The following is a 12,836-nucleotide window of genomic DNA, read 5'->3' as shown; positions in this document are numbered from 1 at the left end:
GCACCGGCGGGCGCGGCGACGCGGTGGGCGAGGGTGCTCGCACTCTGCTGCCGGTCGTCGTCACCGGCGGTGAGCACGCGCAGCCCGTGCCCCGGGGCGACGGCAAAAGGCGGTGACAGCCGGAGCGCGCGGTGGTTGCATGGCGCCGCCCGAAACGCCGCACGGGGGTCCGACGAGCGGGAGGTCTCGTGGAAACCCTTCCCTCCGCCCCTGGCCGGACGAGCGAGGTCCGCCGGGTGCTGCCCGGCATGCGGGCGCTGCTCGTCGCCTTCGCCGTCCTGACCGCGTTGGCCGTGGGCGCCCTCTACGTGCTGGCCGGCGAGACCGACAGCGCCTTCGCGTGGACCGTCCAGCCACCGCTCACCGCGGCGTTCCTGGGGGCGGGCTACGCCGCCGGGTTCGTGCTCGTGCTCCTCTCCCTGCGCGACCCGGTGTGGGTGAACAGCCGCGCCGCCGTCCTGACCATCCTGCTGTTCGTCGTGCTCACCCTCATCGCGACGCTGGTGCACAACGACCGGTTCCACTACATGGCCGAGTTCGCCGACCGTCCACCGCTGGCGAAGGGGGCGGCCTGGTTCTGGCTCGGGGTCTACGTGCTCGTGCCCGTGCTCATGCTCGTCATGCTCGTCTTCCAGGAGCGGTCCCCCGGTGTGGACCCGCCGCCGCGCCACCCCGTCCCGCTCTTCCTGCGCCTCGCGCTGGGCGCCGAGTCGCTCGTCCTGACCGTGGTCGGCGTCGCCCTGTACGCGGCGCCGACGACCGCGACGACGCTCTGGCCCTGGGCGCTCACCCCGCTCACCGCGCGGGTGGTCGCGGCCTGGCTGATCGCCTTCGGCCTGGCCACGGCGCTGGCGGCGGTCGGGGGCGACCTGCGCCGGCTGCGCACGGCGGCGATCGCCTACACGGTGTTCGGGGTCCTCGTCCTCGTCGCCCTGCTCCGCTTCGCGGGCACGGTGGACTGGGGCGACCCGACCACGCTGGTGTTCCTCGTGCTCGCCGTCGCGGTCGTCGCCACGGGCGCCGCCGGCTGGCTGCTGGCGCCCGCCCCCGACCGGGTGCGCGGGTGAGCGACCGCCAGCAGGCCGGCCTGGTCGTGCTCACGCGCGACGACGGCATCCGCGAGCGCATGACCCGGGAGCTGCACCGCCGCTACGACCGCGACTTCGCCGTCGTCGCCGGCGCGGACGCCGCCGACGTGCGCGCCGGCCTGGCCGAGGCCGGGGACCCGCCGGTGGCGTTGCTGTTCGGCGGGTACGGCGACGCCGACCCCGACGGGCTGGACCGGATCGGCGAGCTGCACGCCGAGCACCCCGGGGCGCTCACCGTGGCCATGGTCCGCTGGGGCGCGTGGGAGACCGCCCGCCCCATCTTCGACGCGATGACGCTGGGCCGGCTCGACCGCTGGGTGACCGCGCCCGAGCAGGTGGCCGACGAGGAGTTCCACCGCCGGGTCGCGGAGTTCCTCGAGGAGTGGGCCGCCCGCCGCGGCGGCGGGTTCGAGGCGGTGCGGATCATCGGCGACCGCTGGTCGGAGCGGGCGCAGCACCTGCGCGACACGTTCACCCGCAACCGGATCCCGATCGGCTTCCACGACGCCGGCTCCCGTGAGGGGCGGGCCGTGCTGGCCGACCTGGGGCTGGCCGAGCCGCGGCTGCCCGTCGTCGTGCTGCGCTTCCGGCCGGAGCGCACCGTGCTGGAGGACCCCAGCGACCTCGACATCGCGATGGCGTTCGGCCTGCTGACGCCGCTCGACCCGGAGGCCGTGCACGACGTGGTGGTGGTGGGCGCCGGACCGGCCGGGCTGGGCGCGGCGGTCTACGCGGCCTCCGAGGGTCTCTCGACGCTCGTGCTGGAGCCGGAGGCGGTGGGCGGGCAGGCGGGCACCAGCTCGCTGATCCGCAACTACGCGGGCTTCCCGGACGGCATCAGCGGCAACCGGCTGGCCTTCAACGCCTACCAGCAGGCGTGGAGCTTCGGCGCCACGTTCCACTTCATGCGGGCCGCCACCGGCCTGTCCGGCGACGGCGAGCTGCACACGGTGGCGCTCAGCGACGGCACCTCGGTGCGCGCCCGCAGCGTCGTCGTCGCCGCCGGGGCCAGCTGGCGGCGCCTCGGCGTGCCCGAGCTGGAGGAGCTCACCGGCTGCGGCGTCTTCTACGGGGCGGCGGTCGCCGAGGCCCCCGCGATGCGCGGCCGGCACGTCTTCGTGGTCGGTGGTGGCAACTCCGCCGGGCAGGCCGCGGTGTACCTCGCGCGCTACGCCGAGCGGGTCACCGTGCTCGTCCGGCGGGCCGACCTCACCGCCACGATGTCGGACTACCTCATCCGCGAGCTCGAGGCGCTCCCGAACGTCGACGTCCGCGGCCGGTCCCAGGTCGTCGGCGGGATCGGGGGCGACTTCCTGGAGAGCTTCGTCGTCCGGGACCTGGACACCGGGGAGGAGACCAAGGAGGACGGCGTCCTGTTCGTCCTCATCGGCAGCGAGCCGCGGACCGACTGGGTCGACGGCGTGCTGGCCCGCGACCGCTGGGGCTTCCTGCTCACCGGGGCGGAGCTGACCGGCCCCGACGCGCCGGCCGCGCCCGGCTGGCCGCTGGACCGCCCGCCGGCGGTGCTGGAGACGAGCACGCCGGGGGTCTTCGCCGCCGGCGACGTCCGCGCCGGCTCGGTCAAGCGGGTGGCGTCGGCGGTGGGGGAGGGCGCGATGGCGGTCACGCTGGTGCACGCGCACCTGGCCACGGTGCGGCGGGCGCGCGCGTGAGATGGTTCACCCGATGGGGTCGGGCCGGGTTCGGTTCCGAGACCGCCGGGTAGGCGGAACGGACGTCGTCCCTCGTCCGGGGGGCGACCCGCCGTCCGAGTCGCAGCGCACCGCCTCCTGCGGAGCAGTGCACGACCGCAGGAGGAACTCGTCCCCGTGTCCGCGCCAGGCCTCCCCGGAGCCCCCCGGGTGGCCACCGTCCCGTTCGCCGACGCCTACGTCGACGCGGTCCTGCCGCCCGGCGCGGTGCGGGTCGGCCCGGACGCCGAGCCGAGCCCCTGGCTGGACGCCGGCTACCTGACCGCGCACGCCGCGGAGGTCGACGTGCTGCACGTCCACGGGGGGTACGCCCACCTGCCGGTGGCGGCGCTGGAGCGGTGGACCGAGACGGTCCGCCGGCTGGGCATCCCGCTGGTGCTGACCGTGCACCAGCTGCGCGACCCCGCGGGGCGCACCCGCACCCGCGACGACGCCCACCTCGCCGCCCTGCTGGCCACGGCCGAGGTGGTGTTCACCCTCACCCCCGGGGCGGCCGACGAGATCGCCGAGCGGTACGGGCGCACGGCGATCGTGGTGGCCCACCCGTCGGTGGCGGCCCCGGTGCCGGAGCTCGGCGCCGAGCGGGGCACGGTGGGGCTGGTGCTGCGCTGCCCCTCCCCGGTGGTGCCCGACCCGGCGGCGCTGGTGCGCGCGGCGCTGTCGGGAGCGGTCTCCGGCGGCGGACGGCTGCGGGTCCTGCTCGGGGTCCCCGGCGACCCGGACGACACCGTCCCCGGCATCACCCGGCTCGCCGCCGAGGGGTCCGTCGAGCTCGTCGTGCCGGGTGCCGACGAGGCGGCGTGGGCGGCCGAGCTGCAGCAGCTGCACGTCGCCGTCCTGGCCGAGGTGGGCGGCACGCACTCGCGCGACCTGGAGATCTGCCGCGACGTCGGCACGCGGGTGGTCGCCCCCGGTGGCGGCTGGTTCGCCGACCAGTGGTCCGACGTCGTGACCTACGGCCCCGACGAGCGGCACGGTTTCGACCCGGTGTCGCTGAGCGCCGCGGTCGGCGCCGCGCTGGCGCGGCCCGCGCCGCGACCGGCCGACCGCGCCTGGCGCGCCGAGCAGCTCGCCGCCGTGCGCCGGGTGCACGAGCAGGTCTACGCCCAGGTGGCCGCCGACCGCGCCGGCGTCTGACCCCGGCTCAGACCTCCTCGTCCTCGGGCTCGCCGAGGACGGCGCCCGGGAGCCGGACGGTGAACACCGTGCGGCCCGGCCGGCTGTCCACCGCCACCGTGCCGTCGTGGGCGGCCACGACCGCCGCGACGATGGCCAGCCCCAGCCCGGTGCTGCCCGCCCCCCGGGAGCGGGACGCGTCGCCTCGCGCGAAGCGCTCGAACACCTGCGACTGCAGCTCCGCGGGGATGCCGGGGCCGTCGTCGGCGACCTGCAGGACGGCGGTGCCGTCCTCGACGGCCAGCCGCACGGTCGCCGTCGTCCCCTCGGGCGTGTGCGTGCGCACGTTGGTGAGCAGGTTGGCCAGCACCTGGTGCAGCCGGGCGGCGTCGCCGGGCAGCAGCACGGCGCCGGGCGGGACGTCGACCTGCCAGCGGTGCGCCGGGCCGGCGACCCGGGCATCGCTGACGGCGTCGAGGACGACGACGCTCAGGTCGACCTCGCCCAGCTCCAGGTCGCGCCCGGCGTCCAGGCGGGCCAGCAGGAGCAGCTCGTCGACGAGCACCGACATGCGCAGCGACTCCGCCTCCACCCGCCGCAGCATGTGCGCCACGTCGTCGGTCGAGGGGAGCCGGCCGTCGGCCTGCTGCCGGCGGAAGAACTCGGCGTAGCCGCGGATCGAGGCCAGCGGGGTGCGCAGCTCGTGGCTGGCGTCGGCGACGAACTGGCGCACCTGCATCTCCGAGGCCTGCCGGGCGTGCAGCGACTCCTCGACGTGGTCGAGCAGCCGGTTGAGCGCGGTGCCCACCCGCCCCACCTCGGTGCGCGGGTCGGTGTCGGCCTCGGGCACCCGCTCGGTCAGCCGCACCTCGCCGCTGGCCAGCGGCACCTCCGTGACGCGGCTGGCGGTGGCGGCGACGTGCTCCAGCGGGCGCAACGTGCGGCGGACCACCAGGATGCCGGCGACGGCCGCGGCGGCCAGCCCGGCCAGGCCGGCGACCACCTCGACGGTGACGAGGTTCTCCACCGCGTGGTAGGTGCTGCCCAGCGGCAGCCCGGTGACCATGACCTCGCCGGCGGCGGTGGTGGTGGCCAGCACCCGGTAGGTGCCGAGGTCGCCGCCGAGGTGGACGGTGTGCGGCTCCCCGTCGGCCGGCACCTTCGCGAGCACGTCGCACTGGTAGCCGTCGAGGTCCTCGACCGGCCCCGTGTCGGTGATGACCGCGCCCTCCACGGCGACGCCGTCGACGATCACCGCCGCGACGGTGCCGGCCGCCTGGCCGCGCTTGTCCAGGCCGTCCGGCCGGCCGTCATAGTCGCCGTCGTACCCGTCGTCGTCGGCGCCGCCGGCCGGCCCGACCGGCGGCAGCCCCTCGGGCCCCTCGTAGCTGCGCGCGACCGCCGCGGCGAGCCGTTCGTCGGTCTGCTCGATGAGCTGGTGCCGCAGCGCCGCCGTGGACACCACGCCGACCAGGACGAGGACGACGGCGAGCGGGACGAGGAACGTCCACAGCAGCCGCGCCCGCAACGACAGCCGTTGCGGGCGCCTCGTCCAGGGAGCGGCGCGACGGATCAACTGGCGGCCGGCTTGATCATGTACCCGGCGCCGCGGAGCGTGTGGATCATCGGCTCGCGACCGCGGTCGATCTTGCGGCGCAGGTAGGAGATGTAGAGCTCGACGACGTTGCCCTGGCCGCCGAAGTCGTACTGCCACACCCGGTCGAGGATCTGCGCCTTCGACAGCACCCGGCGCGGGTTGCGCATGAGGTAGCGCAGCAGCTCGAACTCGGTGGCGGTCAGCCGGATCTCCTCGCCGGCGCGGGTGACCTCGTGGCTGGCCTCGTCGAGCGTCAGGTCGCCCACCACGAGCAGGCTGTCGTCGGCCACCGCGCGGTTGGTGCGGCGGAGCAGCCCGCGCAGCCGGGCCGCCACCTCCTCGAGGCTGAAGGGCTTGGTGACGTAGTCGTCGCCCCCGGCGGTGAGCCCGGCGATCCGGTCGGCCACGCCGTCGCGCGCGGTCAGGAAGATGACCGGCAGCAGCGGGGCGTCGGCGCGCAGCCGGCGCAGCACCTCGAGGCCCTCCATGTCGGGGAGCATGACGTCCAGGATGACCGCATCCGGGCGGAACTCGCGCGCGGCCCGCACCGCGTCGGCGCCGTTCGCCGCCGTCCGCACGTCCCACCCCTCGTACCGCAGGGCCATGGACAGCAGCTCGGTGATGGAGGCCTCGTCGTCCACCGCGAGCACGCGCAGCGGGCTGCCGTCCGGCCGGGTCAGCGGCGCGCGGGCGGGGGCGCCGGAGGAGGCGGTTTGCGTCATGGCGCCACTGTGGGGCCCGATCCTGTGGATTGTCTGAGAACGGGCGGAGGGTTCTCTGGACGCCGCCGCCGGTTCCCCCGGTGGGGTGACCCCGGGCCGCGCCGGCCTCACCGGGACGGCGAGAGCTGCCGATCTCGTTCCGGAACAACAGGAGGAAGCATGACCCACCCCCGGCACCACGACGCGGCGCAGGCCGCGGGCGGCTTCGTCTCCGCGTCCCCGGGCGACCAGGAGGACCACAACCCCGTCGTCCACCACCTCTCGGTCTTCAAGACCCGCTCGCGGATGCTCGACGAGTCGCGGGTGGAGCGGCGGGCGCAGCAGCTGCACGCCGCCAACAGCTTCGACGACTGGGCGGAGCTGTCCGACGGGGACAAGGAGCTGTGGCGGCACATGGCCCGCCTGGAGCTGTGGCTGACGACGCAAGGTGTGGGCAGGGGCGGGGTCGAACCGCCGACCTCTCGCTTTTCAGGCGAGCGCTCGTACCGACTGAGCTACCTGCCCCGACCGGTGCGGGACACCGGAGAGCGACCCTGACGGGACTCGAACCCGCGACCTCCGCCGTGACAGGGCGGCGCGCTAACCAACTGCGCTACAGGGCCTTGCTGTGGTGCGTGCCCCCAACGGGGTTCGAACCCGTGCTACCGCCTTGAAAGGGCGGCGTCCTGGACCGCTAGACGATGGGGGCTCGTTCGCCGGGGGCAGGGAGAACGATACATGGCCTCCGGCGGCGTGCTGACACCACCCCGGCGCGTCGGTCCCCAGCGGTGCGTTCCCGCCCCGTCAGGCTGTGCACCGTGACCTCCCGACGTGCGCTCTCCCTGCCCGCGGCCCTGCTCGTGGCCGGTGCCCTCCTGGCCGGCTGCGGCGGGTCGGACGGGAGCACGGGGACCGACACCGCAGCCGGCGCGGGGACGCCGACGACCTCGGCCCCGTCGTCCGCCGGGACCACCGCGCCGGACGACGCGGGGGACGGCGGCGACGGTGGCGACGCCGGTGCGCCGGCGTTCCCGGCGAACACCGAGCCGGACACCGCGGCCGCCTCCGCCGACTCGCTCGTCACCGTGACCGGGATCCGCACCGGGCGGCAGGACGGCTTCGACCGCGTCGTCCTGGAGGTCGCCGGCACCGGGACGCCCGGCTGGGACGTCCGCTACGTGGACCAGGCGGCGTCGCAGGGCAGCGGGGAGCCGGTCGACGTCGCCGGGGACGCCGTCCTGCAGGTGACGGTCACCGGGGTCGGCTACCCGTACGACACGGGCGAGCAGGAGTACGCGGGCCCGGACCCGCTGCCCGGCGAGGGCACCTCGACGGTGACCGAGGTGGCCTTCGACGCCACCTTCGAGGGGACGACGGTGGCCTTCATCGGCACCACCGGCCGGGTGCCGTTCCGCGTCTTCGCGCTCGCGGACCCGACCCGGATCGTGGTGGACCTGCGCGACGCGTGACCCGCCGCGTCAGTTCACCGTGGCCGTGAGCTCCACGGAGTCGTCGGTCACCTCGGTGCACTCCAGCTCGAGCGGGCCGGCGGCGACGCTCTCGCCCTGGGCGCACGAGACGCTGACGTCGCCGACGCCCAGCGTGGCGCGGCCGTTCTCCACGCCGCCGAAGCGCAGCTCGGTGCCGAGGATGTCGGCCGTCGCGCCGTCGCCGCTCAGGGTGACCGAGCACGAGCTCGCCGAGCAGGAGACGTTGTTCGAGGTGAACGTGCAGCCGGCCAGCGGCGCCAGCAGCAGCCCGCCGGCGAGGGCGGTGGCGGCCAGGCGCGCGGACGGGGTGGTCGACGTCATGCCGCGAGCGTAGGTCGGCGGCGCGCCCCCGGCGGGGACCTCGCCGCTCCGCGTCAGGCGCGGTCGGGCGAGCGCGCGCCGAACACCCAGCGCAGCGCGACGAAGCGCAGCAGGCCGATGGCGCCGGTGACCGCGGCGACCACGGCCAGCCGCGCCGGTGTGCCCGCGTCGGTGGTGACGGCGTCGAACCAGGCCAGGGCGAGGGCGGTGGCGACCATGCCGGCCACCGCCAGCCCGCCGCCCTCCCACTGGGCGGTGAACCAGCTGACCCGCTCGCCGGCGTGGAAGGTGAGCCGCCGGTGCAGCTCGTTGGCCAGCATGGAGGACGCCACCGCGCCGACGAGGTTGGCCGGCTGGTGCCCCAGGCCGTCGAGCAGCACGAACAGCAGCCCGTAGAGGGCGCTGGAGACGCCGCCCACGGTGACGAACCGGGCGAACTGCGCCGTGGCGTCGTCCTCGGAGAGCCGTCGCGCGAGCCGGTCCCAGGAGGCCCGCAGCTGACCGGGCGCCGGCGACTCGGCCGCGGGGCGGCGGAGCAGCGCGCAGGTCATCGTGGGTCCTTCCGGGCAGTGGTCGGCAGCAGCGATCGGTGTAGCCATCGGCACCGGCCGAACATGCCCGGCGCCGCTGTGCGAATCGTCACCCGCAGCTATGACGGTTCTGTGGCCGGGAAGTGAGCGGTCGGCGTCCACGCGTCGGCATCGCCGCACGTCGGCGCGGGTAGGAGGCGCCCATGAGCCTGATGGGATTCCTGGACCGGATCGCCGACGTCCCGACCTTCGACAAGGCGATCGAGCCCGCGCGCCGGGCGGTCCGCTCCGCGCTGAGGCCGCCGGCGCTCAAGGACTTCCTGCACGGCACCTGGCTGGGGCACCCGCTGCACCCGGTGCTCGTCCAGGTGCCCGTGGGCAGCTGGACGTCCGCGGGCCTGCTCGACGCCGTCCCGGCGCTGCGCCCGGCGGCGACCGCGCTGATCGGCACCGGGGTGGTGGCCGCGGTGCCCGCGGCGCTGTCGGGGGCGGCGGACTGGTCGGAGCAGGACCCGGGGGTGCGTCGGCTGGGCGCGCTGCACGCCACGCTGAACTCGGTGGCGCTGGGCCTCTACGTCGGCTCGCTGGTGGCGCGGGCCCGCGGGCGCGGGGCGCTGGGCCGGGTGCTGTCCTACACCGGGCTGGGGATCGCGACGGCGTCGGCGTCGATCGGCGGGCACATGTCGTACGCCCAGTCGTCCGGCGCGTCGCACGCGGCCACCTCCGCGCGGGCGCTGGGGTCCGACTGGATCGACCTGGGCCCGATGGACGACCTGCCGGAGGGGCGGCCGGCGCTGCGCACCGGCTCGGGCGGCAGCGCGGAGGTGCCCCTGGCCGTCGTCCGCCGGGGCGGTCGGGTCGACGTCTTCATCGGTTCCTGCGCGCACCTCGCCGGTCCGCTGCACGAGGGCACGATCGAGGAGGTGCGCGGGCAGAGCTGCCTGGTCTGCCCGTGGCACGGTTCGGCCTTCGACCTCGACAGCGGGGAACCGCGCCGCGGCCCGGCGGCGAACCCGCAGGAGAAGCTCGAGGTGCGCATGGAGGCCGGGCACGTCCTGGCGCGGCTGACCGCGCGGCACCAGTAGGCGGAGATGAGGCCGGCCCGGCCTCCCGGGGGGAACGGGGGCCGGGCCGGTGTCTGCGGGGGAGCCGTGGCTCGACGGCGATGACGCTACGTAACCGGTGCTGCTCCGCGGCATCCCCTGATCGGGTGGAAGATCCCGGGCAGGGGACACGGTGGGTCCGCGCGCGGGCGTCCGCGCGGCCGGCGGGGTCTGCGAGACTCGCAGACGCAGGGGCCTCTAGCTCAACTGGCAGAGCAGCGGACTTTTAATCCGCGGGTTGTGGGTTCGATCCCCACGGGGCCCACCGCGCTGGCTTGGTCTTTTCCTCTTCGTCGACTCCTCGGACGGGGGCCGCGCCCACACGGCGCCCACACGCGCATCCGCAGCTGCCCGCGCGGCGGCGTCCATCCGGTCGGCCAGCGCGGCGAGGTCGTCGTCGAAGAGGCCGGAGTAGACGTCCAGGGTCATCGCGGCCGAGGCGTGCCCGAGCATCCGCTGGACGCTTTTCACGGTGGCTCCGCTGGAGACTGCCAGCGACGCGGCAGTGTGCCGCAGGCCGTGCGGAGTGACGTCGCTCAGGCCGGCTGCTCGTACCGCCGGATCGAAGACGGCGCGACGCCAGTTGCGGAGGCGAAGCACCGTGCCGCTGGCCGTCGTCACCAATAGGTCGTCGCCCTGCTTGCCCTCGCAGCGGCGGGCCAGCGGCTCCGCGAGGGCTGCGGGCAGGGGCACGGTTCGCTGCTGATGGGTCTTGGGCGTGCCGAACTGAAGCCGCCCGCCGACCTCGGTGACGGCCTCGGCGATGGTGAGCCGGCGCCGGAGGAAGTCGACGCGACGGACCCGCAGGGCGGCCATCTCACCGAAGCGCAGTCCGGTGAACGCCAGCAGCCGGATGACGTCCCCCTCATCGCCTGCCGCGTCCGCGAGCCGCTCGACCTCGTCGTGGGTGAGGAACCGCGGCTCGCTCCGGATCACGCGAGGCAGCGGCACTCGCTCGGCCGGGTTACGCGGGATGCGCCCGTCGCGGACGGCGAGGCCCAGCAACAGCGAGAACACCCGATGGGCCTGCCGTACGGTGCCCGCGGCGGACCCTTGGGCCAGCAGCTTGGCGACCCAGACGGCGACATCGGCGTGCGTGACATCGGCGAGCCGGTGCTGTCCCCAGGTCGGCAGCACGTGGGTCCGCAGCAGGTTGCCGTAGCGGTAGAGCGTGCTCGGCTTTACGCCTGTCTGCGAGGCCAGCCACCGGTCGGCCCAGTCGGAGACGGTGACCCTGCCGCGCTCCGGCGCCGTCCATGTCTGCGTGACGAGGGCCGAGGTGGCCTCGTCAAGCCAGCGCTGGGCGTCGACCTTCCGCACGAAGCGCCGTTCGTGCTGACGACCGCCAGGGTCCCGATACCGTGAGCGATAGCGGGCGGAGCCGTCGCTGAGCGTGATGCGAGTGATGGAGCCGGCCATGTCAGCGACCTCCGTGGCACAGGTGTGCGCCCTAGCGTGCCGGAGGCCTCTGACAGCAGTCCGACGCCGCCATCCCCAGACATGATCCGGAGCATGCTGGAGGCGGTCTCCGGTTCACCTCCGGTCTTCCTCCGGTCCGGCCGAGCCGGCGCCGCAGGGGCCGTTGTCCTGGAGTCCTGAAGCTCGACCGGAGAATTGCAGCAGCCGCGCGCGGGGCGGGCGTTCGGGCGGCCCTGGGGTGGACGGGACTGCAGGACGGCTGGAGAACCGTACGCAGCATGGAGCCCGCCTGGCCGCATTGTTCTCAGGCGTTCTGACGTTCGGCCCGTTGCCGGATCAGCTCCTCGATCCCGGTCGGCAGGGTGGTTTCGAAGTCGATGACTTTCGCCCAGGTCGGGGTGACGACGATCCGGACCATGCGGTCGTAGAGCGAGCGGACCTCGGCCTCCCAGTCGTTGCGTTGCTCGGGTGTCATCTCGTACCTGCGGTTCATCTGGAGATACTCGTCCGGGATGCCGTCGACGATGTCCAGCTCGGCCCGCCCGCGGATGAGCAGGATCTTCGGCGGGGACCTCGGTGTCGATGGTCAGGGCAGCTATCGGGGTTCTTGCGCAGTGCGGGCAGTTTCGGGGCGTTCTTCGTGGTGCACAGGACGATCTCCGAGCCGTTCCAGGTGAAGGCGATCGGGATACCGCGCGGTGTGCCATCCTCGGCGACGTAGGCCCGGCCCGATATTTTCTGAGTCCGTCGCCACGACACATCAAGATCGGCTGACGAAGCCGTGCGGGGCACCCAGCGGCGCGCGATGCCGCTACGCAGGTCGCGTTGAGACCGCTGTGCGAGCCAGCCGGGACTTGCCGAGCCGCGACGGACCACTGCCGGTGCACGGCCCGGTGATCGGTCCGCCAGGGGCCTGCCCGACGTGTCGGGTGATCAAGGCTCAATGACCGGTGGGTGCGCCCCCGACGTCGTCGCGCCGCGACCGGTGGGGCAGGCCAGGAACACCCGTCGGGCCACGCTGCGCGTGGCGCCGGCTGCGCCGTCGTTAAGGCCCGCCTTCGGCGGGCTGTTCTTGCTGGTCCCCCGACCCGTCCGGCAGCTCAGCGTAAGGGCCTCCCGCGCCGCCTCCTCCCGACCGGACCAAGATCCTTCCGCCCTTCGGGCGCTTCGCTGCGGAAGCAGTCGTGGTCCGGTCGTCCCCCGCCGTCGCTCCCGGCCCCTGAGCAGAGCTCTGTGCCGGACGGGCCGGGGAATGGGCGGCAGGACACCGGTTCCGTTGTCCCTCCCGATCCGGTGTCGGCTCCGGTACCGGGAGGGTCCAGATGACCACCACCAGCAGCACAACAACCAGCAGTGCGGACAGCGGCACGAGCGCCAGTCCCACCGGCAAGGGCGAGCGGGGCAGGGGCGCCCGCCTCAGCGACACGCAGCGGGAAGTCGCCGACGCCGCCCGGGCGGCGAAGATCGCCGCCCTACACAACCGTCTGCCGCCGCTCGTCCCCTGGCCCCAGCCGAAGAAGATCCAGCGTGTCGGCGTACGACCTCACGTGTCGTTGGGCGTACGGCCTGACGTGTCGTTTCACGCGGCGGTCTGATCATGACATCGGCGGCTCGGGTGGGGTGAGGAATCGGTTCATGAGCCAGTAGCTGGGGCCGTTGGTGGAGAGCATGGCGCAGTGGTGCAGCAGCCGGTATCGCGGTGGCCAGAATCTCGTCGCCGGTGATGGCGCCCCATTCGGAGAAGGCCTTGGTGCTCTAC

At 74.6% G+C, this 12,836-nt stretch carries 11 protein-coding genes, 4 tRNA genes and 1 pseudogene; 7 read left to right on the top strand and 9 right to left on the bottom strand.

Features of this window, described 5'->3' with window-relative positions; translation table 11 throughout:
• The first annotated feature begins 188 nt into the window (after positions 1 to 188).
• The 3 genes from ACI78S_RS02945 (at position 189) to ACI78S_RS02935 (ending at position 3,937) form a co-directional block, all read left to right on the top strand.
• Positions 189 to 1,067: a hypothetical protein gene (locus ACI78S_RS02945; RefSeq protein ID WP_456970703.1), complete on the top strand. Its 879-nt coding sequence runs from the start codon at positions 189 to 191 to the stop codon at positions 1,065 to 1,067.
• Positions 1,064 to 2,761: an NAD(P)/FAD-dependent oxidoreductase gene (locus tag ACI78S_RS02940; RefSeq protein WP_456970702.1), complete on the top strand. Its 1,698-nt coding sequence runs from the start codon at positions 1,064 to 1,066 to the stop codon at positions 2,759 to 2,761. Before ACI78S_RS02945 ends, ACI78S_RS02940 begins: the two co-directional genes overlap by 4 nt.
• A gap of 189 nt (positions 2,762 to 2,950) precedes the next feature.
• Positions 2,951 to 3,937, top strand: coding sequence for a glycosyltransferase (locus ACI78S_RS02935; RefSeq protein WP_456970701.1), 987 nt, complete (start codon positions 2,951 to 2,953; stop codon positions 3,935 to 3,937).
• 7 nt (positions 3,938 to 3,944) lie between these two features.
• On the opposite strand, the gene ACI78S_RS02930 is transcribed toward ACI78S_RS02935, so the two are convergent.
• The 5 genes from ACI78S_RS02930 to ACI78S_RS02910 form a co-directional block, all read right to left on the bottom strand.
• The gene (locus ACI78S_RS02930) at positions 3,945 to 5,444 is read right to left on the bottom strand and encodes a sensor histidine kinase (RefSeq protein ID WP_456970700.1); all 1,500 of its coding nucleotides are present in this window, start codon (positions 5,442 to 5,444) and stop codon (positions 3,945 to 3,947) included.
• A 44-nt stretch (positions 5,445 to 5,488) separates the two neighbouring features.
• On the bottom strand, positions 5,489 to 6,235 hold the full coding sequence (locus ACI78S_RS02925; protein WP_456970699.1) for a response regulator transcription factor: 747 nt from the start codon (positions 6,233 to 6,235) through the stop codon (positions 5,489 to 5,491).
• A 430-nt stretch (positions 6,236 to 6,665) separates the two neighbouring features.
• Positions 6,666 to 6,739 (bottom strand) — tRNA-Phe (locus tag ACI78S_RS02920).
• Between the two features lie 24 nt (positions 6,740 to 6,763).
• Positions 6,764 to 6,837, bottom strand: a tRNA-Asp gene (locus ACI78S_RS02915).
• A gap of 13 nt (positions 6,838 to 6,850) precedes the next feature.
• Positions 6,851 to 6,923 (bottom strand) — tRNA-Glu (locus ACI78S_RS02910).
• Between the two features lie 109 nt (positions 6,924 to 7,032).
• Between ACI78S_RS02910 and ACI78S_RS02905 the strand changes: the two genes are divergently transcribed.
• The gene (locus ACI78S_RS02905; RefSeq protein ID WP_456970698.1) at positions 7,033 to 7,683 is read left to right on the top strand and encodes an AMIN-like domain-containing (lipo)protein; all 651 of its coding nucleotides are present in this window, start codon (positions 7,033 to 7,035) and stop codon (positions 7,681 to 7,683) included.
• A gap of 9 nt (positions 7,684 to 7,692) precedes the next feature.
• Here the strand turns inward: ACI78S_RS02905 and ACI78S_RS02900 are convergent, their stop codons facing one another.
• Together ACI78S_RS02900 and ACI78S_RS02895 are read right to left on the bottom strand one after the other, a co-directional pair.
• Positions 7,693 to 8,025 carry a hypothetical protein gene (locus ACI78S_RS02900; RefSeq protein WP_456970697.1) on the bottom strand — a complete coding sequence of 111 codons (333 nt, stop codon included), beginning with the start codon at positions 8,023 to 8,025 and terminating at the stop codon, positions 7,693 to 7,695.
• Between the two features lie 53 nt (positions 8,026 to 8,078).
• Positions 8,079 to 8,576, bottom strand: a complete 498-nt coding sequence (locus ACI78S_RS02895; protein ID WP_456970696.1) for a GtrA family protein — start codon at positions 8,574 to 8,576, stop codon at positions 8,079 to 8,081.
• Positions 8,577 to 8,758: 182 nt separating this feature from the next.
• Between ACI78S_RS02895 and ACI78S_RS02890 the strand changes: the two genes are divergently transcribed.
• Complete coding sequence (locus tag ACI78S_RS02890) at positions 8,759 to 9,640, top strand: Rieske 2Fe-2S domain-containing protein (protein ID WP_456970695.1); 882 nt, start codon at positions 8,759 to 8,761, stop codon at positions 9,638 to 9,640.
• A 210-nt stretch (positions 9,641 to 9,850) separates the two neighbouring features.
• Positions 9,851 to 9,923, top strand: a tRNA-Lys gene (locus ACI78S_RS02885).
• 203 nt (positions 9,924 to 10,126) lie between these two features.
• On the opposite strand, the pseudogene ACI78S_RS02880 reads toward ACI78S_RS02885, so the two are convergent.
• Both ACI78S_RS02880 and ACI78S_RS02875 read right to left on the bottom strand, forming a co-directional pair.
• Positions 10,127 to 11,077 (bottom strand): annotated as a pseudogene (locus ACI78S_RS02880) (tyrosine-type recombinase/integrase); the annotation flags it as partial.
• Positions 11,078 to 11,381: 304 nt separating this feature from the next.
• Positions 11,382 to 11,570 carry a hypothetical protein gene (locus ACI78S_RS02875; protein ID WP_456970694.1) on the bottom strand — a complete coding sequence of 63 codons (189 nt, stop codon included), beginning with the start codon at positions 11,568 to 11,570 and terminating at the stop codon, positions 11,382 to 11,384.
• A gap of 829 nt (positions 11,571 to 12,399) precedes the next feature.
• On the opposite strand from ACI78S_RS02875, the gene ACI78S_RS02870 reads away from it, so the two are divergent.
• Positions 12,400 to 12,672, top strand: coding sequence for a hypothetical protein (locus ACI78S_RS02870; RefSeq protein WP_456970693.1), 273 nt, complete (start codon positions 12,400 to 12,402; stop codon positions 12,670 to 12,672).
• Positions 12,673 to 12,836 lie beyond the last annotated feature (164 nt).

Source organism: Geodermatophilus sp. SYSU D00815, assembly GCF_054050035.1.
This window is presented reverse-complemented; position numbering and strand designations above follow the sequence as displayed.

Excerpts from the sequence above, each read along its gene's own strand:
- ACI78S_RS02925 (WP_456970699.1), bottom strand. The coding sequence starts at position 6,235 with ATGACGCAAACCGCCTCCTCCGGCGCCCCCGCCCGCGCGCCGCTGACC.
- ACI78S_RS02900 (WP_456970697.1), bottom strand. The coding sequence starts at position 8,025 with ATGACGTCGACCACCCCGTCCGCGCGCCTGGCCGCCACCGCCCTCGCC.
- ACI78S_RS02895 (WP_456970696.1), bottom strand. The coding sequence starts at position 8,576 with ATGACCTGCGCGCTGCTCCGCCGCCCCGCGGCCGAGTCGCCGGCGCCC.
- ACI78S_RS02890 (WP_456970695.1), top strand. The coding sequence starts at position 8,759 with ATGAGCCTGATGGGATTCCTGGACCGGATCGCCGACGTCCCGACCTTC.
- ACI78S_RS02875 (WP_456970694.1), bottom strand. The coding sequence starts at position 11,570 with ATGAACCGCAGGTACGAGATGACACCCGAGCAACGCAACGACTGGGAG.
- ACI78S_RS02870 (WP_456970693.1), top strand. The coding sequence starts at position 12,400 with ATGACCACCACCAGCAGCACAACAACCAGCAGTGCGGACAGCGGCACG.